The sequence below is a fragment of the Jannaschia donghaensis genome (assembly GCF_001403795.1).
Classification (GTDB): domain Bacteria; phylum Pseudomonadota; class Alphaproteobacteria; order Rhodobacterales; family Rhodobacteraceae; genus Jannaschia; species Jannaschia donghaensis.
Genome location: NZ_CXSU01000005.1, coordinates 527,699 through 552,102 on the forward strand (window position 1 = coordinate 527,699; position 24,404 = coordinate 552,102).

27 protein-coding genes are annotated in these 24,404 nt (G+C 64.9%); 17 read left to right on the forward strand and 10 right to left on the reverse strand.

The window, feature by feature from the left end:
• Positions 1 to 222: 222 nt before the first annotated feature.
• Positions 223 to 918: a tRNA (guanine(46)-N(7))-methyltransferase TrmB gene (gene trmB / locus JDO7802_RS03275; RefSeq protein ID WP_083480987.1), complete on the forward strand. Its 696-nt coding sequence runs from the start codon at positions 223 to 225 to the stop codon at positions 916 to 918.
• Here the strand turns inward: trmB and JDO7802_RS03280 are convergent.
• A complete protein-coding gene (locus JDO7802_RS03280) occupies positions 915 to 1,958 on the reverse strand; it encodes an MBL fold metallo-hydrolase (RefSeq protein WP_083480988.1) in 1,044 nt (347 codons plus the stop codon). The two genes, trmB and JDO7802_RS03280, sit on opposite strands and share 4 nt — an antisense overlap.
• A gap of 122 nt (positions 1,959 to 2,080) precedes the next feature.
• Between JDO7802_RS03280 and aroA the strand changes: the two genes are divergently transcribed.
• Both aroA and JDO7802_RS03290 read left to right on the forward strand, forming a co-directional pair.
• Complete coding sequence (gene aroA, locus JDO7802_RS03285; RefSeq protein WP_055082534.1) at positions 2,081 to 3,427, forward strand: 3-phosphoshikimate 1-carboxyvinyltransferase; 1,347 nt, start codon at positions 2,081 to 2,083, stop codon at positions 3,425 to 3,427.
• Between the two features lie 101 nt (positions 3,428 to 3,528).
• Positions 3,529 to 4,047, forward strand: coding sequence for a tetratricopeptide repeat protein (locus tag JDO7802_RS03290; protein WP_055082536.1), 519 nt, complete (start codon positions 3,529 to 3,531; stop codon positions 4,045 to 4,047).
• Between the two features lie 2 nt (positions 4,048 to 4,049).
• On the opposite strand, the gene JDO7802_RS03295 is transcribed toward JDO7802_RS03290, so the two are convergent.
• The gene (locus tag JDO7802_RS03295) at positions 4,050 to 4,595 is read right to left on the reverse strand and encodes an AAA family ATPase (RefSeq protein ID WP_055082538.1); all 546 of its coding nucleotides are present in this window, start codon (positions 4,593 to 4,595) and stop codon (positions 4,050 to 4,052) included.
• A gap of 46 nt (positions 4,596 to 4,641) precedes the next feature.
• Between JDO7802_RS03295 and JDO7802_RS03300 the strand changes: the two genes are divergently transcribed.
• The 5 genes from JDO7802_RS03300 to JDO7802_RS03320 all read left to right on the forward strand — a co-directional run bounded on the left by JDO7802_RS03300 (position 4,642) and on the right by JDO7802_RS03320 (position 8,260).
• Positions 4,642 to 5,058: a GFA family protein gene (locus JDO7802_RS03300; RefSeq protein WP_055082540.1), complete on the forward strand. Its 417-nt coding sequence runs from the start codon at positions 4,642 to 4,644 to the stop codon at positions 5,056 to 5,058.
• The gene (locus tag JDO7802_RS03305; protein ID WP_055082542.1) at positions 5,055 to 5,678 is read left to right on the forward strand and encodes a (d)CMP kinase; all 624 of its coding nucleotides are present in this window, start codon (positions 5,055 to 5,057) and stop codon (positions 5,676 to 5,678) included. Before JDO7802_RS03300 ends, JDO7802_RS03305 begins: the two co-directional genes overlap by 4 nt.
• An 80-nt stretch (positions 5,679 to 5,758) precedes the next feature.
• Positions 5,759 to 6,337, forward strand: a complete 579-nt coding sequence (locus JDO7802_RS03310) for a hypothetical protein (protein ID WP_245624095.1) — start codon at positions 5,759 to 5,761, stop codon at positions 6,335 to 6,337.
• 49 nt (positions 6,338 to 6,386) lie between these two features.
• Entirely contained in the window at positions 6,387 to 7,589 is a 1,203-nt protein-coding gene (locus JDO7802_RS03315; protein WP_055082544.1) for a DUF2130 domain-containing protein, read from the forward strand.
• On the forward strand, positions 7,589 to 8,260 hold the full coding sequence (locus tag JDO7802_RS03320; protein ID WP_055082546.1) for a dienelactone hydrolase family protein: 672 nt from the start codon (positions 7,589 to 7,591) through the stop codon (positions 8,258 to 8,260). The genes JDO7802_RS03315 and JDO7802_RS03320 overlap by 1 nt, the downstream gene beginning before the upstream one ends.
• A gap of 4 nt (positions 8,261 to 8,264) precedes the next feature.
• On the opposite strand, the gene JDO7802_RS03325 is transcribed toward JDO7802_RS03320, so the two are convergent.
• Positions 8,265 to 9,464 carry an FAD-dependent monooxygenase gene (locus JDO7802_RS03325; protein WP_055082548.1) on the reverse strand — a complete coding sequence of 400 codons (1,200 nt, stop codon included), beginning with the start codon at positions 9,462 to 9,464 and terminating at the stop codon, positions 8,265 to 8,267.
• A 294-nt stretch (positions 9,465 to 9,758) separates the two neighbouring features.
• Between JDO7802_RS03325 and rpsA the strand changes: the two genes are divergently transcribed.
• The 6 genes from rpsA (at position 9,759) to JDO7802_RS03355 (ending at position 15,120) form a co-directional block, all read left to right on the forward strand.
• Positions 9,759 to 11,441, forward strand: a complete 1,683-nt coding sequence (rpsA, locus tag JDO7802_RS03330; protein WP_083480989.1) for a 30S ribosomal protein S1 — start codon at positions 9,759 to 9,761, stop codon at positions 11,439 to 11,441.
• A gap of 401 nt (positions 11,442 to 11,842) precedes the next feature.
• Positions 11,843 to 12,127 (forward strand): integration host factor subunit beta, encoded by a 285-nt coding sequence (gene ihfB / locus JDO7802_RS03335; RefSeq protein WP_055082552.1) that lies wholly within the window; start codon positions 11,843 to 11,845, stop codon positions 12,125 to 12,127.
• 54 nt (positions 12,128 to 12,181) lie between these two features.
• Positions 12,182 to 12,523: a LapA family protein gene (locus tag JDO7802_RS03340; RefSeq protein ID WP_055082554.1), complete on the forward strand. Its 342-nt coding sequence runs from the start codon at positions 12,182 to 12,184 to the stop codon at positions 12,521 to 12,523.
• Between the two features lie 24 nt (positions 12,524 to 12,547).
• Positions 12,548 to 13,207, forward strand: a complete 660-nt coding sequence (locus tag JDO7802_RS03345; protein ID WP_144430493.1) for a phosphoribosylanthranilate isomerase — start codon at positions 12,548 to 12,550, stop codon at positions 13,205 to 13,207.
• Positions 13,208 to 13,277: 70 nt separating this feature from the next.
• Positions 13,278 to 14,510, forward strand: a complete 1,233-nt coding sequence (gene trpB / locus JDO7802_RS03350; RefSeq protein ID WP_055082556.1) for a tryptophan synthase subunit beta — start codon at positions 13,278 to 13,280, stop codon at positions 14,508 to 14,510.
• Between the two features lie 97 nt (positions 14,511 to 14,607).
• Positions 14,608 to 15,120, forward strand: a complete 513-nt coding sequence (locus JDO7802_RS03355; protein WP_055082558.1) for a hypothetical protein — start codon at positions 14,608 to 14,610, stop codon at positions 15,118 to 15,120.
• Between the two features lie 15 nt (positions 15,121 to 15,135).
• Here JDO7802_RS03355 and JDO7802_RS03360 read toward each other — a convergent pair whose 3' ends face one another.
• The 4 genes from JDO7802_RS03360 to pth form a co-directional block, all read right to left on the reverse strand.
• Positions 15,136 to 15,747 (reverse strand): GNAT family N-acetyltransferase, encoded by a 612-nt coding sequence (locus JDO7802_RS03360; protein WP_245624096.1) that lies wholly within the window; start codon positions 15,745 to 15,747, stop codon positions 15,136 to 15,138.
• Positions 15,734 to 16,120, reverse strand: a complete 387-nt coding sequence (locus tag JDO7802_RS03365) for a DUF2237 family protein (protein ID WP_055082562.1) — start codon at positions 16,118 to 16,120, stop codon at positions 15,734 to 15,736. Before JDO7802_RS03365 ends, JDO7802_RS03360 begins: the two co-directional genes overlap by 14 nt.
• A 51-nt stretch (positions 16,121 to 16,171) precedes the next feature.
• The gene (locus tag JDO7802_RS03370; protein WP_055082564.1) at positions 16,172 to 17,323 is read right to left on the reverse strand and encodes a serine hydrolase domain-containing protein; all 1,152 of its coding nucleotides are present in this window, start codon (positions 17,321 to 17,323) and stop codon (positions 16,172 to 16,174) included.
• 61 nt (positions 17,324 to 17,384) lie between these two features.
• Entirely contained in the window at positions 17,385 to 18,080 is a 696-nt protein-coding gene (gene pth, locus JDO7802_RS03375; protein WP_055082566.1) for an aminoacyl-tRNA hydrolase, read from the reverse strand.
• 116 nt (positions 18,081 to 18,196) lie between these two features.
• Here pth and JDO7802_RS03380 point away from each other — a divergent pair, with 116 nt between their 5' ends.
• The gene (locus JDO7802_RS03380) at positions 18,197 to 18,889 is read left to right on the forward strand and encodes an NAD(P)-dependent oxidoreductase (RefSeq protein ID WP_055082568.1); all 693 of its coding nucleotides are present in this window, start codon (positions 18,197 to 18,199) and stop codon (positions 18,887 to 18,889) included.
• An 80-nt stretch (positions 18,890 to 18,969) separates the two neighbouring features.
• Here the strand turns inward: JDO7802_RS03380 and JDO7802_RS03385 are convergent, their stop codons facing one another.
• The 3 genes from JDO7802_RS03385 to ygfZ form a co-directional block, all read right to left on the reverse strand.
• Positions 18,970 to 19,731: a YHYH protein gene (locus tag JDO7802_RS03385; protein WP_055083020.1), complete on the reverse strand. Its 762-nt coding sequence runs from the start codon at positions 19,729 to 19,731 to the stop codon at positions 18,970 to 18,972.
• 206 nt (positions 19,732 to 19,937) lie between these two features.
• Complete coding sequence (locus JDO7802_RS03390) at positions 19,938 to 21,788, reverse strand: M3 family oligoendopeptidase (protein ID WP_055082570.1); 1,851 nt, start codon at positions 21,786 to 21,788, stop codon at positions 19,938 to 19,940.
• A gap of 66 nt (positions 21,789 to 21,854) precedes the next feature.
• Complete coding sequence (gene ygfZ, locus JDO7802_RS03395) at positions 21,855 to 22,565, reverse strand: CAF17-like 4Fe-4S cluster assembly/insertion protein YgfZ (protein WP_055082572.1); 711 nt, start codon at positions 22,563 to 22,565, stop codon at positions 21,855 to 21,857.
• Between the two features lie 107 nt (positions 22,566 to 22,672).
• Here ygfZ and JDO7802_RS03400 point away from each other — a divergent pair, with 107 nt between their 5' ends.
• Together JDO7802_RS03400 and JDO7802_RS03405 are read left to right on the forward strand one after the other, a co-directional pair.
• The gene (locus JDO7802_RS03400) at positions 22,673 to 23,887 is read left to right on the forward strand and encodes a pyridoxal-phosphate-dependent aminotransferase family protein (RefSeq protein WP_055082574.1); all 1,215 of its coding nucleotides are present in this window, start codon (positions 22,673 to 22,675) and stop codon (positions 23,885 to 23,887) included.
• Positions 23,888 to 24,080: 193 nt separating this feature from the next.
• Positions 24,081 to 24,404, forward strand: coding sequence for a hypothetical protein (locus JDO7802_RS03405; RefSeq protein ID WP_144430494.1), 324 nt, complete (start codon positions 24,081 to 24,083; stop codon positions 24,402 to 24,404).

Genomic DNA, 24,404 nt, shown 5'->3' on the forward strand with positions numbered 1-24,404 from the left:
CCCATGTGTTTGAAGGGGATGTGCCAGCCATAACGCATGTGACCGAGAATATCCGCTTCGAGGACCTCGAACGGGACCATGTCCGACGGAACATGGGGGTGATGGTCGAGCGGGGTGTCTGGTTTCCAAAGGGATACAATCCCGATGGGATAATAAGGTAGGAGTCGTCGTAATCCACGCCCATCGCCGTTGCTAGAAACCTCAAGTCCGATTGCAAAAACTATGACCGAACGACCCCACCGCAACTTCTATGGCCGCACCAAGGGCAAGACGCTCAAGGCGTCGCAACAGGGCTATCTCGACAAGGATCTTCTGGCCCTGTCGCCCGGTGCCGTCGACTGGGATGCGAATCCCGAGCGAACGCCGCTGGATCTTGCGACGCTTTTCGATGGCAAGGATGTCTGGCTGGAAATCGGTTTCGGCGGCGGGGAACATATGGTTCATCAGGCCGCCAGCAACCCGGGCGTCGGCATCATCGGGGCGGAGCCGTACATCAACGGCGTCGCGATGCTGCTGGGTAAGATCCGGCGCGCGGGGGTCGAGAACGTCGCGATCCATCCCGGCGACGCACGCGACCTGTTCGACGTTATCCCGCCCGCCTCCATCTCCAAGGCGTTCCTGCTCTATCCCGATCCCTGGCCCAAGGCGCGCCACCACCGCCGCCGCTTCGTGACCGAGGAGCATCTGGTCCCGCTGGCCCGCTGCCTGAAGCCGGGGGCGGAGTTCCGGGTCGCGACCGACATCCCCGACTACGTCCGTCAAACGATGGAGGAGGTGCCGAAATACGGTTTTACCTGGACCGCCGAAGGCCCGTCGGACTGGCGCGACCCTTGGCAGGACTGGATCCGCACCCGGTACGAGGCCAAGGCAATCCGGGAGGATCGGGCCCCGCATTACATGACGTTCCGGCGGGACTAGGCCGGCACGTCCCACGCCGTTCCCGGTGCAACCGCACGGAAAGTTTCGTCCGAAATACCGCTTTCCGCCAGCGCCTTGCGCAGTTTCGCGGGCGGCTCGTCCCGCGCTTCGTCGGTCAGGCGGAACGTCCCCCAATGCATCGCCAGCGCGTGGCGTGCGCCAAGGGTGCGGAAGCCCGCGACGGCTTCTTCGGGGTTCTGATGCTGGCCTTTCATGAACCAGCGCGGCGCATAGGCCCCGATCGGCAGGATCGCCAGGCGGTAAGGGCCATGCGCGGCCCCCGCATCATAGGGGCGGCCCGCGTCATAGCCCGTGTCCCCGCTGGCATAGATGCGGCCGGCACCCGTTTCCACCGCGAACGAACACCACAGCGCGTGGCGGCGATCGCGCGTGCCGCGCGCGCTCCAATGATGGGCTGGCAAAAGGCGCACGGACAGGTCCGCCACCTTTATCACATCGCCCCAGTCGCCGGCCCGCGCGTCGATGCCCGGCACTTCGTCGCGCAGGATCGTGTCGTTGCCCAGCGGGGTGATGACCGGCATGGCAAAGCGGTCGTGCAGGCGTCGCAGGGTGGCGATGTCCATATGGTCGTAGTGATTGTGCGACAGCAGGACGACGTCGATCGGCGGCAGGTTCGCAAAGGCGATGCCCGGTGCCGTCACGCGGGCGGGCCCGGCAAAGCTGAGCGGGCTGACCCGCTTGGACCAGACCGGATCGATCAGGACATTAACGCCGCCCGCCTGCAACAGGACGGTCGCATGTCCGACCAGCGTCACGCGCAGGTCGGCCACCCGCATGTCCGGGACGACCTGCGTGACCGCGACACCGTCGGGCCAATCGGCCCGGTCCCCGCGCAACTGCCACTTCAACACATCGCCGAAGCCCTTTGGGGGGGTCCCGCCGGGGTTGAAGAACGTCTCCCCGTCGAAATGGTCGCTGACCGGCCCTTGGTAGTATCGGTTGCCCATCGTGACCTCGCGCGTGGCACAAGCCCCGATACCGAGCGTGGCACCGAGGCCCAGAAGAGTTCTGCGTTTCATGCCCGGCAAGATAGGGGCGGGAGGTCACGTTGACAGGGCAGACGGGGATTTGAGGCAACAAGATGCTGCATGGACGCGCCCGGACGGGACGTCTATTCCGCGTGCGAGCCAAGGAGAACGACATGAGCCACGGACCCGCCACGCCCCTGACCGCCCACGCTTCGGGTCCGTTGACCGGGGAGGCGCATGTGCCTGGCGACAAGTCCATCAGTCACCGCAGTCTGATCCTGGGTGCGATGGCCGTGGGCGAGACGCGGGTAACGGGTTTGCTGGAAGGTCAGGACGTTCTGGACACCGGCAAGGCGATGCAGGCGTTCGGCGCGACGATCCGGCAGGACGGCGACACCTGGGTGATCAACGGCGTCGGCGTCGGCGGCCTGATGGAGCCGGAGGATGTGATCGACTGCGGCAACTCGGGCACCGGCGTCCGCCTGTTGATGGGGGCCGCGGCCACCCATGGGTTCGCGGTGACGTACACGGGCGACGCGTCCTTGCGCAAACGCCCCATGGCGCGCGTGACCGATCCGCTGGCGCTGTTCGGGGCGGTGGCGCACGGCCGCTCCAAGGGGCGGTTGCCGATGACCATCGTGGGCGCGGCTGATCCCGTGCCCGCCCGCTATGCAACGCCGGTCGCCAGCGCCCAGATCAAGTCCGCCGTCCTGCTGGCGGGGTTGAACGCGCCGGGCGAGACGGTCGTCATCGAACGCGAGGCGACGCGCGATCATTCGGAGCGGATGCTGCGCGGTTTCGGCGCGGAAATCGAAACGCGGGACACGTCGGAGGGACGCGAGATCACCTTGGTCGGGCACCCCGAACTGAAGCCGCAGGTCATCGCCGTGCCGCGCGACCCATCCTCGGCCGCCTTCCCGGTTTGCGCCGCGCTGATCACGCCGGGATCGGACGTGCTGGTGCCCAACATCGGCCTGAACCCCACCCGCGCCGGCCTGTTCGAAACGCTGCGCGACATGGGGGCCGACCTGACCTATGAAAACGCGCGCGAGGAAGGTGGGGAGCCTGTCGCCGACCTGCGCGCCCGTTTTTCCCCTGACATGCGCGGGATCGAGGTGCCGCCCGCCCGTGCCGCGTCCATGATCGACGAATATCCCGTCCTGTCGGTCGTCGCCGCGAACGCGACAGGCACCACCATCATGCGCGGCGTGGCCGAATTGCGGGTGAAGGAATGCGACCGCATCGACGCGATGGCGACGGGTCTGCGTGCCTGCGGCGTCACCGTGCGCGACGGGGACGACTGGTGGGAAGTGGACGGCCGCGGGCCCGGCGGTATCGAGGGCGGCGCGACGGTCGCGGTGCATCTGGACCACCGGATCGCGATGTCGTTCCTCTGCGCCGGTTTCGCGGCGAAACGTGCGATCACCGTTGACGACGCCGGACCGATCGCCACGTCCTTTCCGATCTTTCGACCCTTGATGGAAGACCTTGGGGCCGAGTTTCGCGCCGAAGACGCATAGGCGGGGTATTCGCGACCTACGCTCACGCAGTCGTTGCTTGTCTTCGAAGCCCGCAGCGTCACGTTTGAGATTGACCGAACGCAAACCGAACCGAGGATCGCATGAAGTTTCAGATCGCCCTTGTCGCAAGTCTTCTGCCCGCTGCGGTCTTCGCCGCCGGAACCGGCACGCCCACGCAGACCCAGACATCGCAGGATTGCACCGGAAGCCAGATCTACGACGCCGAAACCAAGACCTGCGTCGACAGTCGCGACAGCCGTCTGGACGATGCCGACCGGATCGAAGGCGCGCGCGAACTTGCCAGTTTCGGGCGTGCCGAAGATGCGCTGCGCGTTCTTGCCACGCTGAACGACGCCACTACGGCGGACGCCTTGACCACGCGCGGATACGCGACGCGCAAGGCTGGCGATTTCGATGCCGGTGTCGCGCTCTATCACGCCGCGCTGGCCCTCGACCCCGACCATTGGCAGGCGCGCAGCTATCTGGGCCAGGGCCTTCTGGAGCGGGGCGACCGCGCCGCGGCGCAGGCGCAGCTGACACTGATCCGCGCGGGCGGCGCGCGGGGCACTTGGCCCGAGGTATCGTTGGTGCGGGCGCTGGGCGGCAACGCGACCTACTGATCTTAGCGGTGCGAAATGCCAAGGTTGCCCCGCTGGGCGGCCCGACGCAGGGCTGCCAGATAGGATGACACATCGGACGGGCGGCGCAGGTGATGCGTCGCCTTTTCGCCTCCTGCGCTTGCAAACAACCGGGCGCAACGCGCCCGCGCCGTCGCCCGTGTCCGCCAGATGAAGCCGAAGAATTCGGCGCTGAACCGTTCGGGGCAATCCTCGGGCACGTCGGGCCGCACCCGACCCCATGACATGGCCGTCCGCCGCGTCACCCGCCACAGGCGCAGAGCGACCGGCAGGTCTAGCCAGATCAGCGTATCCGCCCGCGCCAGCCGGTCTTCCCATGTCGCGGTATGCCCGCCCTCGAACACCCAGGCAGGCCTGCGGTGCACCGCGTTGCACATCCGGGTCTTCTCGGCCCGGTCGCGTTCGACCCAGCCGGGCATCCAGTGGATCATGTCAATATGCACCACCGGCAGATGCGCGATTTCGCCGACCGCCCGTGCCAGGGTCGATTTGCCTGATCCGGGCTGGCCGATGATCATCACGCGTCGCATGATAGCAGCCTGACATATCCCGAACGGACAATCGACCGGAGGTTCCATGACCGACATTCCCCAGCGCGGCAGCTGTTTGTGCGGTGCGATCCGCTTCACGGTCGACGGCCCGATGCGCCCCGTCATCGCCTGTCACTGCGTCCAGTGCCGCAAGGTTACCGGCAATTTCGTGGCCGCGACATCGGCCCCGCGCGGTGCCGTGGCGATCACGGGCGACGTGACGTGGTTCGCGTCCTCCGATATCGCTCGGCGTGGCTTCTGCGGTACTTGCGGGTCGCAGATGTTCTGGGACGGGCCGGGGGCCAACCTGTCGATCATGGCCGGCGCGCTGGACGGGCCCACTGGACTGTCGCTCAAGGGGCATATCTATTGCGCGGACAAGCCGGATTGGTACCAGATCGCCGACGGCACACCACAGGCGGCCAAGGCCGATCCACAGATGACGACGCAGGTGCCCACATGATATTCACGGTCGCGATCGACGGTCCCGCAGCAGCGGGCAAGGGCACCATCAGCAAGGCGGTCGCGGCGCGGTTCGGGCTGCGTCACCTGGACACCGGGCTGTTGTACCGCGCGGTCGGGGCCAAGACGCTGGACGGGGTCGATCCGGTGGCGGCGGCGCTGGCGCTGACGCCCAAGGATCTGGATGGCGACGCGCTGCGCACGTCCGACATCGCACAGGCGGCCAGCCGCGTTGCCGTCTTGCCCGACGTGCGCGCGGCGCTGACGCAGTTTCAGAAGGGGTTCGCGCGGGCCACCGGCGGCGCGGTGCTGGACGGGCGCGACATCTGCACCGTCATCTGCCCGGAGGCCGAGGTGAAGCTCTACGTCACCGCCTCGGCCGAGGTGCGGGCGGACCGGCGCTTCAAGGAATTGTCTGCCAAGGGCGAAGCGGTCACCTACGACAGCGTTCTGGCGGACGTGCGGGCCCGCGATGCCCGCGACATGGGCCGGGCGGAGGCGCCGCTGGTCGCCGCCGACGACGCCACGGTGATCGACACGTCGCGCATGGATATCGACGCCGCCGTCGCCACCGCCATCGCCGTCGTTCAGGCTGCGATGGACGCCCGCGCCGCCGGCTGACCCCACACTTCACCGAAAGGTGCATGGCACGGCATCGGTTCCGGTTCTATCCTTCGGACGGACCCTTCAGGAGACGCGCCATGCCCCACCGCCCCGATCCCCGCCTCGACTGGATCCGTCTGCCCGCAATGGCTGTGGCGACGGCTATCCTCGTCTTCGCCTTGTCCAATCACGCCCAGGGACAGGAGGCAGAGGCCCCTGCCATTGTCGACATGGACATCGACCGGATGGAGGCGATCGTAAGAGCGCTGGACGCGGGGGCGGAGCGGGCGGATGCGGCCTTTCGGCTGACGGTGGAGGACGTGCCCGTCCTGATCGTGACCGACCCGCGGGCCGACCGGATGCGCGTCATGGTGCCCATCCGCGCCGCCGACGGTCTGACGCCCGAAGACCTGCAGCGCATGATGCAGGCCAATTTCGACAGCGCCCTCGATGCGCGCTATGCCATCGCCGAGGGCCGCGTCTGGGCCGTGTTCATCCATCCGCTGCGCAGCTTGCGCCGCGATCAGCTGATTTCCGGCATCGGGCAGACGGTGAACGCGGCCACGACCTACGGCACGCTGTTTTCGTCCGGGGCCGGCCAGTTCGGGCGCGGCGACAGTCGCGGGGAGCAGCAGAAGCTTTTGGAGCGGTTGCAGGATCGCGGGCAAGACATCTGACGCGCGCAAACCGCTTGAAGGCGCGCGCCGCGCAAGGCAACGTATCCGCATGAGCGATCCCCAAATCACCTGCCCCGATTGCGGCGGCGATATCAAACTGACCGAATCGCTGGCCGGTCCGTTGCTGGAACAGACCCGACGCGACATGGCGGCGGCGCAGGCCGACGCGCTGGCCAAACAAAAAACCCAGATCGAGGCGCAGGCGGCCGAAGCCGCCCGTGCCGCACAGGCCGACAAGCTGAAGCAGATCGAGGAGGAGGCCGCAGCACGCGACGTCGAAGTCGTGGCCCTTCGTGCGAACGACAAGGCACGAGAGGCCAAGCTGGCCGAAGCGCAGGCCGCGCAGGCCCGCGCCGTAAAGCTGCAAGCGGACCTGGCCGAAAAGACCCGCGAGATGGAGCTGACGATCCAGACCAAGGTCGCCGTCGCCACCGAAGCCGCCCGCGCGAAACTGGCGGTGGAAGCCGAAGCGCTGGCCGCCGAACGCGTGCGGACCGCGCAGGAGGCGCAGGCGCTGAAGCTGGCCGAGAAGGACACGCAGATGGAGGCGCTGCGCCGTCAGATCGACATCCTCAACAAGAAGATCGAACAGGGCAGCCAGCAGCGGCAGGGCGAGGCGGCGGAACTCGTGCTGGAGGAACAACTGACGCGCGCCTTCCCGGCCGACCGGGTGGAACCTGTGGCCAAGGGGATCCGGGGTGCCGATTGCCTACTGCGCGTCGATGGCGCGGGGACCGTCATTTGGGAGTCCAAACGCGCCGCCAATTGGTCGCGCGACTGGCTGCCGAAGCTACGCGACGACATGCGCACCGCCGGGGCCGACGTCGCCGTCCTGGTGTCCGAAGTGCGTCCCGAAACTTGCGAAACCTTTGCGATGATCGACGGCGTCTGGGTCGTGGCCCCGCGCTATGCCGTGCCCCTGGCCCATGCGCTGCGCGACGGAATGCTGCGCGTGGCCGAGGCGCGGGGCGCGCGCGACGGTCAGGCGACGAAATCCGAAATGCTCTATGATTATTTGACCGGACCGCAGTTTCGCGGGCGCATCGAAGCCGTGGTGGAGCCGTTCGAGGCGATGCAGGCCGCGCTCGCCAAGGAAAAGAAGCACATGACCGCGCAATGGGCCACGCGCGACAAGCAGTTGGAAAAGGCGATCGGCGCGATGATGGGCATGTACGGCGACGTACGCGGCATCGCCGGTGCCGCCATCGCCGAGATCGACGCGTTCGAGCCTGACCTGTTGGAGAATGACTGATGGGCGCACCCTACGAATACGCCTGCGACGGGCAACGCCTCGTCGGCTACCGCGCGGATCCTGATGCGCCAAACGGTGCCGGCCTTCTGATCGCGCCCGCCTTTTTCGGGCTGCGCGACTTCGAGATGGCGCAGGCGGATCTTTGGGCTGCGCGGGGCTATGCGGTTCTGGCGGTCGACTACTACGGCGACGGCTGGCGCAGCGACGATTCCGCCGCCGCGGCGGTCAGAATGGCGGACGTCGAAGCCGACCGCGCCACCTTTCTCGCTCGGATGCAGGCCGCACTGGACGAGGTGAAGGGCTGGGGCGCGGCCCGTGTCGGGGCCGTCGGATATTGCCTGGGCGGAAAGGCGGTTCTGGACTTGGGACGGTCGGGGCAGGGGGATGCCATCGTCGGAATGCACGCCGTCTTCGACGCGCCGCCGACCCCCACCACCGACATGCCGCCCGTTCTTTTGTGCCATGGCTGGGCCGATCCGCTGGCCACACCCGCACAATTCGGGGTCATGGTGGCGGAGTTGGAGGCGCATTGCGCCGATTGGCACGCGCTGTGTCTGGGGCGCACCGAACACGCGTTCACCAACCCCGGTCGTCCCGCCGGCTATGTCGAACGCTCCGCCCGCCGAAGTTTCGTGGCAGCGGAGGCGTTTCTGGCGGAAAAGCTGCTGTGACGCGTTAGGCCGCGGGCACTTTGTAGTCGGGCAGATCGAAGTTGTTGGGATCCGCCTTATCCGCGCTGTCGAACAGGGACGCGAAGGCCTGCACCGGGGAGGAGGCGGCGAATTTTGCGCCGCTGTTGATCAGCTTCACCTTGAAGCGCGACTGGGCGTAGGCGACGTCGGGCACGCCCGGCGGCAATTTCTGACTGCGCGTGGCGAAGGCCTTGAACTTGCGCTCGTAGGCAAGAAACGCCTCTTCGGGCGCGTCGTTGGTCCCCAGTTCGTTGGCCAGGACATAGGCCCCGATGATGGCGAGCGTCGTGCCCATGCCGGTATAGGGCGTCGGGCAATGCGCCGCGTCGCCCACCAACGCGCAGCGTCCGCGCCACCACGTCGCGGATTTGATCTGATGCAGCGGACTTAGGAAGATGTCGTCGACCCGGTCCAGCGCCTCGGCGATCCGGTCGCTTTCCCATCCCGCTCCGTCCAGACGCGCGCGCAGGCGTTTGCGCTTGTCGTTCGTCGACATGTGTTCGGGATTGCTGTCGGCGCTCAGAAAATTGACCGAAGCGCGCATGGTGCCCTGATTGTCGGGCCGCAGGAACGCGATCACGCCCGTCGGACTGGTGTACCAGCGCCACCAATCGTTGTCGTGGGCCTGACGTGGGATCGTGAAATACGATGACCAGCAACCGAGGTACCTTTCATAATCGTGCTTACCGATCACCATCGGGCGGGTGGCCGAATTCATACCATCGGCGGCAAGGACGACGTCGAAAGTCTCCTTCATGCCGTCGTCGAAGGTAACGTGGACGGCATCCGCAAGGCTTTCGAGGCCCCGGATCGTGGTGCCGTAGCGATAGGTGACCGTTTCGGGTGTCGCCTTGACCAGAATATCGACCAGCTCTCCACGCAGGATCTCGATCTCGCGCGTGATGGCACCTTTCTTTTCGACTGGAAACTTGGCAATCGCGACGTTGTCGGTGTCGACGAACTGCAGGCCTTTCTCGCCCGTGTGGCGGGATTTGATCTCCTCCTCCAGGCCCATCAGGCGGACGATGTCGCGCGCGGCGTCGGTGATGTCTATGGCCTGCCCACCAAGGCGCAGGCTGTCCGCCCGCTCCACGATCGTGACGTCCCACCCGTGCCGGGCCAGCCAGTAAGCCGTCATCGGACCGGCGACGCTGGCCCCCGAAATCAGTGCCTTTTTCGCCATGGTGGGTCTCCGTGGTTTGATCGTTGTCGAACAAACGGCCCCCTCGACGGGCAGGTTCCGTCCGCGACACCGTCGATGCGGCTTTGCAGGGTGGGGCGGGGCGCGACGTGCCGGTGAGCGGTTTCGGTCGTCCCCTTGCCCTTTGGCCGCAATTCGCCTAGACCCCCGCGCGTCACCCGACAGTGCGACGGACAAGCGGCTCAAGCCGCACCCGGCGCGCTTTCCGACCAAACCAAGACCGGCGGAGACAACCGCACGGCCAGTCAAATGCAACCGTTAGGAACTACACGCCATATGGCTACCAATGCATCCATGGAGGAGTTCGAGGCCCTCTTGAACGAAAGCCTCGAAATCGACACGCCGACCGAAGGGTCGGTGGTCAAGGGCAAAGTGCTGGCGATCGAAGCCGGCCAGGCCATCATCGACGTCGGCTACAAGATGGAAGGCCGCGTCGATCTCAAGGAATTCGCGAATCCCGGCGAACAGGCGGAGATCGAGGTCGGCGACGAAGTCGAAGTCTTCCTGCGCAACGTCGAGAACTCCAAGGGCGAAGCCGTCATCTCCCACGAGATGGCCCGCCGCGAAGCCGCCTGGGACCGTCTGGAAGAAGCCTACGGCAAGGAAGAGCGTGTCGAAGGCGCCATCTTCGGTCGCGTCAAGGGTGGCTTCACGGTCGACCTTGGCGGTGCCGTGGCCTTCCTGCCCGGCAGCCAGGTCGACGTGCGCCCCGTGCGCGACGCCGGCCCGCTCATGGGTCTCAAGCAGCCGTTCCAGATCCTCAAGATGGATCGCCGTCGCGGCAACATCGTGGTCTCGCGTCGTGCGATCCTCGAAGAGAGTCGTGCCGAGCAGCGCGCCGAAGTCATCGGCAACCTGGCCGAAGGCCAGACCGTCGACGGCGTCGTCAAGAACATCACCGAATACGGCGCATTCGTCGATCTGGGTGGCGTCGATGGCCTGCTGCACGTCACCGACATGGCCTGGCGCCGCGTCAACGACCCGCGCGAGATCCTGTCGATCGGCGAGACCGTCAAGGTCCAGGTCATCAAGATCAACAAGGAAACCCACCGTATCAGCCTCGGTATGAAGCAGCTGCAGGACGATCCGTGGGATACCGTGATCGCCAAGTACCCGCTCGACAGCAACCACACCGGTCGCGTCACGAACATCACTGACTACGGTGCATTCGTCGAGTTGGAGCCGGGCGTCGAAGGTCTGGTTCACGTCTCGGAAATGTCCTGGACCAAGAAGAACGTGCACCCCGGCAAGATCGTCTCCACCTCGCAGGAAGTGGAAGTCATGGTGCTGGAGATCGACACGGCCAAGCGTCGCGTCTCGCTCGGTCTTAAGCAGACCATGCGCAATCCGTGGGAAGTGTTCGCTGAAACACACCCCGAAGGGACGCAGGTCGAGGGCGAGGTCAAGAACATCACCGAGTTCGGTCTGTTCGTGGGTCTGCCCGGCGATATCGACGGTATGGTCCACCTGTCGGACCTGACCTGGGAAGGCCGGGGCGAAGACGTCATCGGCGACTACCGCAAGGGCGATATCGTCAATGCGGTCGTGTCCGAGGTCGACACCGACAAGGAGCGTATCTCGCTTTCGATCAAGGCGGCCGGCGGCGACCCCCACGCGGAGGTCATCGACGGCGTGAAGCGTGGTTCGATCATCACCGTCGAAGTCACCAAGATCGAAGAGGGTGGTATCGAAGTGGAATACGAGGGCATGAAGTCCTTCATCCGCCGCTCCGACCTGGCCCGCGACCGTGCCGATCAGCGCCCCGAGCGTTTCGGCACCGGCGACAAGATCGACGTCCGCGTGACCAACGTGGACGCCAAGAACCGTCGTCTGGGTCTGTCCATCAAAGCGCGCGAGATCGCCGAAGAGAAAGAGGCCGTCGAACAGTTCGGGTCCTCCGATTCGGGTGCGTCCTTGGGCGATATCCTGGGTGCTGCGCTTAAGGGCGACGACGAATAAGTTCGACGCCTCGCGAGCAATCTGGAACGGCCCCGCCTTGTTGGCGGGGCCGTTTCGCGTTTTATTGCCGATCTCGGACCCATTTCGGCCCATTTTCCCCGCCGCGCGCCGCAATTTTAGGTGCAAAAGCGCCACAGAATTGGCGCGCCAATTGTGCAATTCAAGCGGTCTCCGGTCTGTGGATTGGGAATAGTCGCCAATAAGGTGAGTGGCATAGCTCAGGTGAATTCGCGTTGCAGTTGCGACGGGCTTCCTCGGGGTAACAGTGTGGACACCTGAAAAAGTGCCGGAAGGCCCTATGATCGGCGGTCCTGCCCCCTTTTTCTGTCCTACGGATAAGGCTATACCACCGCCACCTGCACGGACCAAATCTGCTTCAATGGACGAAGGAAGGGGAAGACATGATACGTTCCGAGCTGATTCAGAAGGTCGCAGACGACAATCCGCATCTCTACCAGCGCGATGTGGAAAAGATCGTGAACACGATCTTCGAGGAAATCATAGACGCGCTGGCCGTCGGCAACCGGGTGGAGCTGCGCGGCTTCGGTGCTTTTTCGGTCAAGCAGCGTGACGCGCGAACCGGCCGCAACCCGCGCACGGGCGAACCCGTTCAGGTCGACGAAAAGCATGTGCCGTTCTTCAAGGCCGGCAAGCTTCTGCGCGACCGTCTCAACGACAAAGCCTGACCTCGAAACGCGCGCCCGCTGGACAGCGTCAGTTCGCGCGGCTAGGTCAGGGTCATGACTTTCCTTCGCTATCTCTTCCTCGGCATCCTTGCCCTGTGCCTCGTGGTCCTGGCGCTTGCCAACCGCTCCCTCGTCTCGCTGCGCATCCTTCCCGAAGACATGGGCACGATGCTGGGGCTGGATCTGTCGGTCACCATGCCACTGTTCCTCGTCATCTTCCTAGCGATGGGGATTGGTCTGCTGGTCGGCTTCGTCTGGGAATGGCTGCGCGAACACAAGCACCGGGCCGAGGCGCGGTCCGAACGTGCCGAAAAGGAAAAGCTCCAAAAGCAGCTTGCCCGGACCCAGGCCAAGTCCGACAAGGATGACGTCCTGGCCCTGCTGGGCGATGCCTGACAATTTGACGGAATCGTTGGCGTGATGCGCGTGACACAGCCGGGTCGCGCTGTCCGAAGCAAGATCTGTGGCCTGACGATGCTGGCGGATGTCGATGCCGCAGCACAGGCCGGGGCCGCCTATATCGGCCTCGTCTTTTTCCCCAAATCCCCGCGAAATGTCGAAATCGCACAGGCGCGTGACCTTGCCGTGGCTGCGCCCGTCGGTTTGGCAAAGGTCGCGCTTTTGGTAAACCCAGACGATGCGATGCTGGCCGCCGTGGTCGATGCGGTGCCACTCGACATGATCCAATTGCACGGATCGGAATCGCCCGAGCGTGTTCTCGATGTGCGCAGACGGACGGGGCTGCCGGTGATGAAGGCGGTGGGCCTGCGCACGGCCGACGACCTGCCCACGCTCGACGCCTATGCCGCCGTTGCCGATCAGCTTCTTGTGGATGCCAAGCCGCCCGAAGGGACCGATCTGCCGGGGGGCAACGGCGTCGGGTTCGACTGGACCCTGATTGCGGGGCGCGACTGGACGACGCCCTGGATGCTGGCCGGGGGTCTGACCCCGGACAATGTGGGCGAGGCGATCCGCCTGACCGGCGCGCGACAGGTCGATGTATCGTCTGGCGTGGAAACCGCACCGGGGATGAAGGATGCCGCCCGGATCGCCGCCTTCGTCGCCGCTGCGTCCGCCTGACGCAAGGTGGGGGCCGTTGCAGGCCGGGCCCGCGCGGACTAGACCGAAGCCGACACAAGGGAGCGTATCCATGCCCGACGATCTTCTGAATTCCTTCATGACCGGCCCGGACGAGAACGGTCGCTTCGGCGACTTTGGCGGGCGCTTCGTGTCCGAAACGCTGATGCCCCTGATCCTAGAGCTGGAAGCGCAGTACGAGCACGCCAAGACCGACGATAGTTTCTGGGCCGAAATGCACGACTTGTGGACGCATTACGTCGGTCGCCCGTCCCCGATGTATTTCGCGGAACGGCTGACCGAGAAATTCGGTGGCGCAAAGATCTATCTCAAGCGAGACGAGCTCAACCACACCGGCGCGCATAAGATCAACAACGTGCTGGGCCAGATCATCCTGGCCCGCCGCATGGGCAAGACCCGCATCATTGCCGAAACCGGTGCGGGCCAGCACGGCGTCGCCACGGCCACTGTCTGCGCCAAGTTCGGCCTGAAATGCATTGTATACATGGGTGCGCATGACGTCGAACGTCAGTCGCCCAACGTTTTCCGCATGAAGCTGCTGGGGGCCGAAGTCGTGCCCGTCACGTCGGGGCGCGGGACGCTCAAGGACGCGATGAACGACGCGCTGCGCGACTGGGTGACGAACGTCGACGACACGTTTTATTGCATCGGCACGGTCGCGGGGCCGCACCCGTATCCGGCGATGGTCCGCGATTTTCAGGCCATCATCGGCAAGGAAGCCAAGGAACAGATGCAGGCAGCCGAGGGCCGTCTTCCCGACACGATCATCGCCGCCATCGGGGGCGGGTCCAACGCGATGGGTCTGTTCTTTCCGTTCCTTGACGACAAGGACGTGAACATCATCGGGGTGGAGGCGGGCGGCAAGGGCGTCAACGACCGGATGGAGCATTGTGCGTCCCTGACCGGTGGGCGCCCCGGCGTGCTGCATGGTAACCGCACGTATCTTTTGCAGGACGACGATGGCCAAATCCTGGAGGGGTTCTCGATTTCCGCGGGCCTCGATTACCCTGGTATCGGGCCGGAACATTCCTGGCTGCACGAGATCGGCCGCGCGAAATACGTCTCGATCACTGACGTGGAGGCGCTGGAGGCGTTCCAGCTCTGCTGCGAACTTGAAGGCATCATTCCCGCGCTGGAACCGTCCCATGCCCTGGCGCACGTCATGAAGATCGCGGGAGATCTGCCTGCAGACCACATTATCGTGATGAATATGTGCGGTCGTGGCGATAAGGATATCTTCACCGTCGCGCGCGCCTTGGGGTGGGAAATGGGCGACGTGCTCTGACCGCTGCCGGTCAGCGCCAGGAGAGGCCGTTTTTCGGCCCCGGTTTCGGCACATATCTCGGACACAAGCGTGGGGTCAGAATTTAAGGAGGCTCCACATGGCCAGCATTGCACCCCTTTGCCGCGTCTTTCTCGCCTGCGGCTTCGCCGTCGCCGCCGGCCTGCCCGCCGCGGCCCAGACCGCCACCGACGACGTCACGGCAGAAGTCGTCGATGCCGCGGGCGATCAGGGTTACGAGCAGGTGTCTGTTCGCGACCGGATCAACACGACCGAATACGAGTTGAAGAAGGGCACGCAGACGCTCGTCCTGGTCTACGACAAGCTTGCGGCCCGGATGGAAACCGAGGACGGCGTACCGGTCGAGGAGGGGGACGTGCATTCCGGCCTGAAGGGGCTGGAGACCGCGCTGGAAGCGCATCTGCGCAATGCCGAACGCGCGGCCCTGCGCGGCGAGACCCGGGCGCCCCGCACCGCCGAGCGTGATGCCCGCCGGGCCGAGCGGTCCGCGAATCGTGGCGGAGGCAGCGCGGATCGCGGTGGCAACGGCGGTGGCAATGGGAACGGTGGTGGAAACGGGAACGGCGGCGGAAACGGCAAGGGCCGAAACTGACGCCTGGGGCCCCACCTATCGCAGGATCGGGTGGTGCGCGCCCGCCGTCTCGGCCAACGTGCCGTCGAGACGGGGGTCGTCCATAATCTCGACCTCCCGCCGCACCGCCACGAACCCTGACCTCAGATAGAACGGCAGCGCCACGGGGCTGTCCAGGGTGCAGGTGTGCAGATGCAGACGCGCGATCGGCCGGGCGAAGGCCCGTGTTATCGCCAGGGTCAACATCGCCCGGCCTGCCCCGATCCCCTGCGCCGCGGGTGTCAGCCCGAAAAAAGCCAGTTCGCAGGTTTCGCCATCACGGAAGTCGAGCTCCAGAAGGCCCTCCGCACGGCCGGCGAACGTCACGGCGAACACCTCGACGTCCGTGTGCGCGATAATCGCTCGCAGGTCCGCATCCGACATCCGCAGACGCGATGACCAGAGCCAGTCCGGCCCGCCGATCCGGGTGAAGAGGTCGCGGTACCAGTCGGTCGCGGGGGCTTCGAAGCGGCTCAGCACGGTGCCGTCGGGAAGAGTTGCGGGACGCAACTCCGGGACCGCCGTCATCTCCAGATGGGTGACGATCGCCGCGACCTTGCCGATTGGAACCGGATGAAGCCCGTCTTTCAGCATCTCAATCGGCGGCATATTTCTGCAGGATCTCCATCGGCACGGTATCGAGCGTTCGCTGATGCGTCGCGGCCAGGCTCACCTTCGGCGCGCAATCCTCATGGTGCGCCTGCAGGAACCGCGCGGCGCACAGACACCAGCGGTCGCCGGGCTTCAGGCCGGCAAAGCTGTATTCGGGCCGGGGCGTCGACAGGTCGTTGCCAAGATATTTGGAATGAGCCAGGAATTCTTCGGTCACGATGGCGCAGACGGTATGGACGCCGCCGTCCATCGGCCCGGTGTTGCAGCATCCGTCGCGGAAAAATCCGGTCACAGGATCAGTGCCGCAAACCTGTAGCGATTTGCCGAACACGTTGAGCGCGGCCAGTTGTCCGGGGGGTGTCTGGGTCATGTCCGCTCCTATCGTTCACTGTTTTACAGATAGGGCATGCGGCGCAGAAGGCTATTGCGCGGCGGCGATGGCGCGGAACATGGCGATGTTCGCCTCCGCCACGCCCGGATCGCGAAAATTGCGATCTGCGGCGTTCATCGCGATCACCACGTCGCGCGCGCGGTCGATGTAGACGAACTGACCATAGACACCCTGCGCCATCACCTCGCCCGGGCGCGCGTCGGACGGCATCCACCATTGATAACCATAGCGCATGTCGCCATCGGCCGTCCGCGCGGACGGAACGGTGGATAGGTTGACCCACGCCTCTGGCACGATCTGCACGCCGTCCAGCCGCCCGCCCTGCGCCACCATCAGCCCCATGCGGGCATAATCGCGCGTCGTCATGTTCAGGCCACCCAGGACGAATGCCGTACCCTCCCCGTCGGTCAGGAAATACGCGTCGGCGATGCCCATCGGTCCCGTCAGCCGCTCCGCCATCAATTCGGGAATGGGCGTGCCGGTCGCGCCGCGCAGCACCATGCCCAGAACATGCGTGTCCATGGACACGTACTTCATCTGCGCCCCCGGCGTTCGGTCGCGAACGTCCAGGTCGGCGGTGAATTCGTCCAGCGCGCCGCCCAGGGCGATGACCCGGCCCATCCGGTTTATGTCGCTGTCGGGATCGAAGTAATCCTCGTTGAAGGCGACGCCCGATTCCATTTGCAGCACGTCCTGCACCGTCGCCCCCGCATAGGCGGACGTGGCCAGCAGGGGGGCGTATTTCTCGACCGTGTCGGACAGAACGATGCGGCCCTCGCTTACCAGGATGCCCGTCAACAGCGACAGAAAGGATTTGGCGACCGACCAGCTGATCCGCTGATCTGCGGGGCCGGTGTCCAAGTGGTAGCTTTCGTGCGCGACCCGACCGTTGCGAAGCACGACCAGCCCGGTGATCTGGCGGTCCGCGATCCATGCGTCGGCCCCCGGCGGCAGGGGCGTGGGGGTGCCGTTCGGGATCGGCGCGCCCGCCTGACCCGCCAGGGGAACCCAGAGAAACGCCCCCCGCATGTTGGAAAAATTGGCGATAATCTTGCCCGGCGCGAACAGGGTGTTGACTGCGAACAGGCGGCTGATTTCTTCGCGTTTCACCATGGCGAATCCACCGCCTGCCAGAAGCAGCGCAAAAAGCGACAGCCCGATCCGTTTGATCCATAGCGCCATTGGCAGCCCTCCGATGGCTAGATCATCATGGGGTCGTAGCCCCGGCAAGGTAAGCGATACATTACTTGAACTTCGCGGCGAGTCTTTGCAGCGGTGAGAGGGTTTCCGCCGGTTTCGGTGCCGGATCGGCCGCTTTGCCGGGTGTGGCCTGCGGCTTGGGCCGGACCTTGTCCCCCCCGGACGACCGCGGCGGTGCGACGCGAAGCGCGACGGCATTGGTGAACCCCGCGCCGTCGCCCGCCGCCAGTTTCGCGGCCCCATCGCAGATGCCGCGCAGCAGATCGTCCAGCATCTGACCTTCGGCCTTGGCGAAATCGGACAGGACGTAGCCCGCGACGCGGTCTTTGTGGCCCGGATGCCCGATGCCCAGGCGCACGCGGGCGTAATCCGGTCCCAGATGCTGATGGATGGAGCGTAATCCGTTGTGCCCCGCATGCCCGCCGCCCTGTTTCAGACGCAGCTTGCCGGGGGCCAGATCCAGCTCGTCGTGGAACACGGTCACGTCGCCCGGCTCCAGCTTGTGAAACCGCATCGCCTCGCCCACCGATTGCCCAGACAGGTTCATGAAGGTCGCGGGTTTGAGCAGCCAGACCTTCTCGGACCCGAAGCGCACCTCCGCGATCTCGCCCTGGAACTTCGCGCGCCACGGGCCGCCATTCCGGTCCTCCAGAATACGGTCCAGGGCCATGAAGCCGATGTTGTGCCGATTGCCAGCGTATTTCGCGCCCGGATTGCCCAGACCGACCCAGAGTTGCATCGCAATCCCTCCGAATTTTGCGCCCCACCGCTAAGGCATACCGTCGCGGGGGACCAGAGGGGGGAACCGGTCGCGCAGGCCGTGGTTGACCTTGCGACTTCGCAAAGGGATCAAACATGCATATTCTCGTCTACGGGGCCGATGGGGCCACTGGCTCACGGTTGATCGATCAGGCGCTGGCACGGGGCCACCGGGTCCGCGCGTCCGCGCATTCGCTGTCCGGGAACGAACGACAGGCCGAGGGTCTGGAATGGGTCGCCACCGATCTGATGGACCGCGACGGACCGCAGGGCGACATGGACGGAATCGACGCCGTGCTCAACGCCGTGGGCATCGACGCAGGGCCCGACACGGTCGTGAACCCGCCCGATCTGCATACGACGGGCACGCGCAACGTCCTTGCCGCGATGCGCGCCGCCGAAGTCGATCGCCTGATCACCATTTCGGCCACCTTCGTGGAGACGATGGCGCGCGGCCCGATCTGGTTCGAGGCGGCGGCGCGGCTGGGCCTCGCGTCGATCTTCGAGCAGATGGGCGAGATGGAAAAAATCCTGCAGGCGACACCCTGGCTACGCTGGACGGCAGTGCGTCCCGGCTGGCTGCTGGACGAAGCGGCATCGGGCGATTTTCAGGTGTTCGACGATGTGATCCCGGAAGACTTGATCCGCACCCGTACGGGCGACCTGGCGGCGTTCATGCTCGACTGCGCGGAGGGCGATCTTCACGTGCGCGAAACCCCGGCCATCTCTCGGCCCGAACCGGCGGAGAAGTCGGGGCCCGACGCGGTGCTCAAGGAGATGATGGGGTAACGCGGGATCCGCTGTGCGGACGAACCTGCCGGTCGAGTTTACTCGGTAATGGCATTATGTGAATTTTAGTCTGTTTCAGATCAGCCGCCGTCACCCGGCGGGGGCTGATCGCCGCGGCCACCGATGAAGTCGCTTGAAACCGTGCCTTTGAAACAGCGCGGGAAGAACGGGTAGGTATCGGTCGCGAAATAGACGTATTGCCCGTCGAGCAGTGCCCCATTGCACTCATCCAAAGTGCCGGACTGCGCAACATATTCATAATCTTGCTCATAGGTGCCGTCATGTACGCCACCTGGACCTGAGTCGCGCTCCCCACTTTTCAATTGCCAGGACGACTGCGCCTGGTCGCCCATGTAGTGAATTTCGAACCCGTCCGCAGCATAGCCGAAGAGCGTGCTTTCAAGCTGGCTCGTCACCGCAGAGGGAATGCCGTGATAATGGTACATACCCTGACCGTCCACATGCGCGTTCTGGGCATCCATGATCAGCCCGCCCATACCTTCGACATTCCATCCCGAGGATGGATCGCGCGAATACCCGCGCTCCGACGTTGCATCGTAGTATTCCGCAGTGCCCGGACGCAGTGGAATTCCGGTCAGCGTAATGCCAGACACACGGGCGCCGCGGGTGATGGTATCTGTGAGTCCGGGCGTGGCATCCATGCAGAACCTATGATCCTGCTCTTCCACCGTGGCGCCGGCCCGCCATGGTCCGGTTTCGTGATCGGGCACTCCGTTAGATGCGATACAGCGCTGATCCCCATCTACCGTGATGGTCACATGCGCTTGAACCGCACCGCCGGTCAAAAGCGTTAGAGCGAGCGTGGTGCCGAGTGTCTTCATGAGGTCCTCCGAAAGCTTGTGTCCAACTCTCACGGGCCCGAACGGAATTTCCGTCGTATTTTTGGATCGGCGGATATGGATGCGCCGAAAGCCGCTCACCATGGCCTCTGCCGCATTCATTAATCCGGCCTCCAGTCGGACCTTTGCCGTGCCTCGGTGTCACCTTCCGAGAGGCAAGCATCCACTGGGGGCAGGCACCAAGCGGCTTAGCCCTCCAGCGCCTCCAACTCGTCGATGAAGCCTTCGATCATCGACAGACCCTTGTCCCAGAATGCCGGGTCGCTTGCGTCCAGGCCGAACGGGGCAAGAAGTTCCTTGTGGTGCTTCGACCCGCCCGCCTTGAGCATGTCGAAGTACTTTTCCTGGAATCCCTCGGGCGCATCTTCGTAGGCGGCGTAAAGCGCGTTCACCAACCCGTCGCCGAACGCATAGGCATAGACGTAGAACGGCGAGTGCACAAAGTGCGGGATATAGGCCCAGAAGTGTTCGTAGCCTTCCATGTACTCGAACACCGGGCCAAGGCTTTCCGCCTGCACCGACATCCACAGCGCGTCGATGTCTTCGGGCGTCAACTCCCCTTCGCGGCGGGCGGCGTGCAGCTTGCACTCGAAGTCGTAGAAGGCGATCTGGCGGACGACGGTGTTGATCATGTCCTCCACCTTACCGGCGAGCATGACCTTGCGCTGCGCATCGTCCTTGGCCCCGTCGAGCATGGCCCGGAAGGTCAGCATCTCGCCGAACACCGACGCCGTTTCGGCCAATGTCAGGGGCGTCGACGACAGCATCTCGCCTTGCCCTGCGGCCAGCACCTGATGGACGCCGTGCCCCAACTCATGCGCCAGCGTCATCACGTCGCGCGGTTTGCCCAGGTAGTTCAGCATCACGTAAGGGTGCACGGTCGTCACGGTCGGGTGGGCAAAAGCGCCCGGGGCCTTGCCCGGTTTCACGCCCGCATCGATCCAGCCGTCGGTGAAGAACGGCTCGGCCAGCTTGGCCATTTCCGGATCGAACCCGGCGTAGGCGTCCATGACGGTCTTGCGGGCTTCCTCCCAGCCGACCAGGCGCGTTTCCTCCATCGGCAGGGGGGCGTTGCGGTCCCAGACTTGCAGGGTGTCGAGGCCGAGCCATTTTGCCTTCAGCTTGTAGTAGCGGTGCGACAGGCGCGGATAGGCCGCGACCACGGCGTCGCGCAGCGCCTCCACGACCTCAGGCTCCACGTGGTTGGCCAGATGGCGGCCCGATTGCGGCGTCGGAAGCCCGCGCCAGCGGTCCCCGATCTCTTTCTCTTTGGCCAGCGTGTTATGGACACGGGCGAAGGTACGGACATTCTTGCCGAAAACCTCGGCCAGCGCGCGGGCACCGGCCTCGCGTTTGGACCGGTCCTGATCGGTCAGGAAGTTGAGCGTGGCCTCGATACCCAGCTCCTCGCCCATGACGTCGAAGGTCAGTCCCGCGATCGTCTCGTCGAACAGTTTGTTCCACGCCGACGCCCCGACGACCGACGCATCGTGCAGGAATTTCTCCAATTCGTCGGACAGCTGATAGGGCTTCATCGCCCGCAATCGGTCCAATGCAGGGCGGTAGCGTGCCAGATCGGCATTGGCCGCCATCATCGCCTCATAGGTGGAATCCTCGATGCGGTTGAACTCCAGCGAGAAGAACACCAGCGGCGTGGTGTATTCCGTCAGCTTGCCTTCACAGTCGGACATGAACTTGGCGCGGTCGCCGTCGGTCGTGACCTGGTAGTAGCGCAGGCCCGCGAACGACATGATGCGGCCCGCGATCTCGTCGATTTTCTCGTTGCGCTGAATGCAGCGCAACATCTCATCCGCGGACAGGTCGGCCAGCTTGCCTTCGTAATCGGCGGCGAAGGCGGCGCATTCCGTCTCCAGCCATGCCATATCGCGGGTCAGCTCCGGCGCGTCTTCCCCGGCATAAAGATCCGTCAGGTCCCATTCCGGCAGATCGCCCAGCGGCTCCCCTCCGGCGGGGGTCGCGTTGGCATCGCGGGGCAGAGGAGTGTTCAGGGTCGTCAGGCTGGCGGGAAAAGGGGTCATCGGGGCCTCGGGTGTGATTTCACGACATAGGTATGGCCGCCGCCCCGGCACGGCAACCGGGTGGGATCAATCCAAGGCAAGCGGTCCGGCGTCCGTCTCCATCCCGTCGGCCCGATCGAAGCGCAGATACGCCAGCGCGCGGTCGCCCGACACGGTATGGACGGTGCCGGCATCACGTCCGGCGTTGGTGATGCCGGCCCCCGGCACGACGGCACCGCGCACCCGGACCAACCCTTTGCGCAGCTCGGTCTTGTGTTTCATTCGCGCGACGATCTCTTGCCCCACGAAGCAGCCCTTGCGGAAATCGACGCCGCCCAGACGCTCGAACCCCATTTCCAGGATGTAACTTTCGCCCGGAATCAGCTCGATCCCGCTCTCGGGCACGATGTTCGCCACGCGCACCGCATCCCAGTCGACACCATCCCCCCCGGTTGCGCCATAGTGCCGCCAGCCCATACCGGGGCGGGGGTCGGCCATCGCTCCATCGGGCATGTCATCCAGTCCCCGCGCAACGGTCAGCCCCGCATCTTCGACCGCGACCTTGGAGCGCAGGCGGTACATCGTCAGCCGCTGCGCCAGACCGGCGGCGAAATCGGTGGCAACATCCAGATAGAGCGCATCGGCGTCGCGGAACGTCAGGAAATCCGCCAGATACTTGCCCTGCGGCGTCAGCAGCGCGGCATAGCCCAGCCCCGTCTCGGGCACGTCCCGTGTCAGCAGGCCGTGGAGGAATTTTTCCCGGTCGTCGCCGGACACTCGGAGGAGGGTGCGTTTCATGGGACACAGATGGGGCAACCGGACGACCGCGCCAACCCCCCGCCCGCACACATTGACCCCGCACCGTGCCGGGCGTAGCGATTTGCGAACTCAGAACAGGAGCTTCCATGTCGCTGTCCCACGGTCCCCAGACGCTGGCCATTCCCGGTCCCTCGATCATCCCGGACCGGGTGCTGCGCGCGATGCACCGCCCGTCGCCGAACATCTACGTCGGGCCACTGGTGGATCTGACCCATTCGCTGATCCCGGACCTGAAGACGGTGGCGCAGACCGATCACAACGCGACGATCTACATCGGCAACGGCCACGCCGCGTGGGAGGCGTCGCTGGCCAACACGCATGCCAAAGGGGATCTGGTGCTGGTGCCGCGGACAGGCACCTTTGCCGACGGCTGGGCCGAGGTGGCGCGTTGCATGGGCATCCGCACGGAAATGCTCGATTTCGGCAACCGCGACGCAATGGACCCGGCGGCCATCGGTCAACGGCTGCGCGAGGATACGGGCCACGAGATCAAGTCGGTGCTTTGCGTCCACGTCGACACCTCGTCGTCGATCAAGGCCGACCTGAAAGCCATCCGGGCTGAAATCGACGCGGCCGGCCACCCCGCACTGCTGCACGCGGACTGCATGGCCAGCCTGGGCTGCGACGAGATGCGGATGGACGATTGGGGCGTCGATGTCGCCTTCGCCGGCTGCCAGAAGGGTCTGATGACGCCCGCTGGTATGGCCTTCGTCTTTTACAACGACCGGGCGGCGAAGGCGCGCGAACGCTCGGACCTTGCGACGTTCTACTGGGATTGGACGCCGCGCACCGACCCGGAGATCTATTTCCGTTATTTTCAGGGCACCGGCCCGACCCATCATCTCTACGGCCTGCGCGAATCTCTCGACATGATCGTCCACGAGGAGGGGATCGAGAACGTCTGGACGCGTCACGCGACCCTCGCCGCGGCCCTGCATGCGGCGTTCGATCGTTGGGAAGATCATGGTACCAATGGTGCGGGTCTGGAGTTGAACGTCCGCGACCCTGCCATCCGGTCGAATGCGGTCACCTCCGTCCGCTTGCCGGAACATGGGACCGATCTGCGCATGTGGTGCGAGGATCATATGGGCCTGACCCTCGGCATCGGTCTGGGCATGGCCCCGAATGGCGACCGGATGACGAACGGCTTCTTCCGGGTTGGGCACATGGGCCATGTCTCGGGACATTCGATGCTGGGCACGCTGGCGTCCATCGATGCGGGCCTCAAGGCGCTGAACGTGCCCCACGGGACCGGCGCGTTGGAGGCCGCAAGCGCCGTAATCGCTGGAAAAGACAGGTGATCCGACATCGTTCATCATTTGGAAAGACAAGTTAACGCCGCGTTAACATCTTGGGAATGCCCGATTCCTGCCCGTTTCCTCTGTTTGATCTGATCTTCGAGAGCACTCCTCCGCGATGGCGGGGTCGCAGCGGAGGGTCGAAGGCAGGATGAAAGCGGACATAACAGCGAAACACCCAAACAGGTTCGTGCAGATGATCCTCGCGGTCATGCCGTCCAAATCCCTGGTCGCCGCCTGTTTCTTGGGCCTGATGTGGGGGCCCATCCTCGTGTCCGTGCTCGATGCGATGAACCTCGTTTCCCGGTCGGACGCCGCCCGGATCGAAGCTGGCACAGATGATCCGGCCCTGTCGCGAACGGTCCAGCCTGAGACGGATGTTCCTGCAGCCCAACCGTTCGAAGCGACGCATCTTGTCCCTGCATCTCTTGGTCCATCGGTCGAAATCGCCGGGGGCCGCTCCCTGACGCAACCTCGTGAATTACTCGATCCCTTAATGACGGGTGATCCGCAGGGCTGA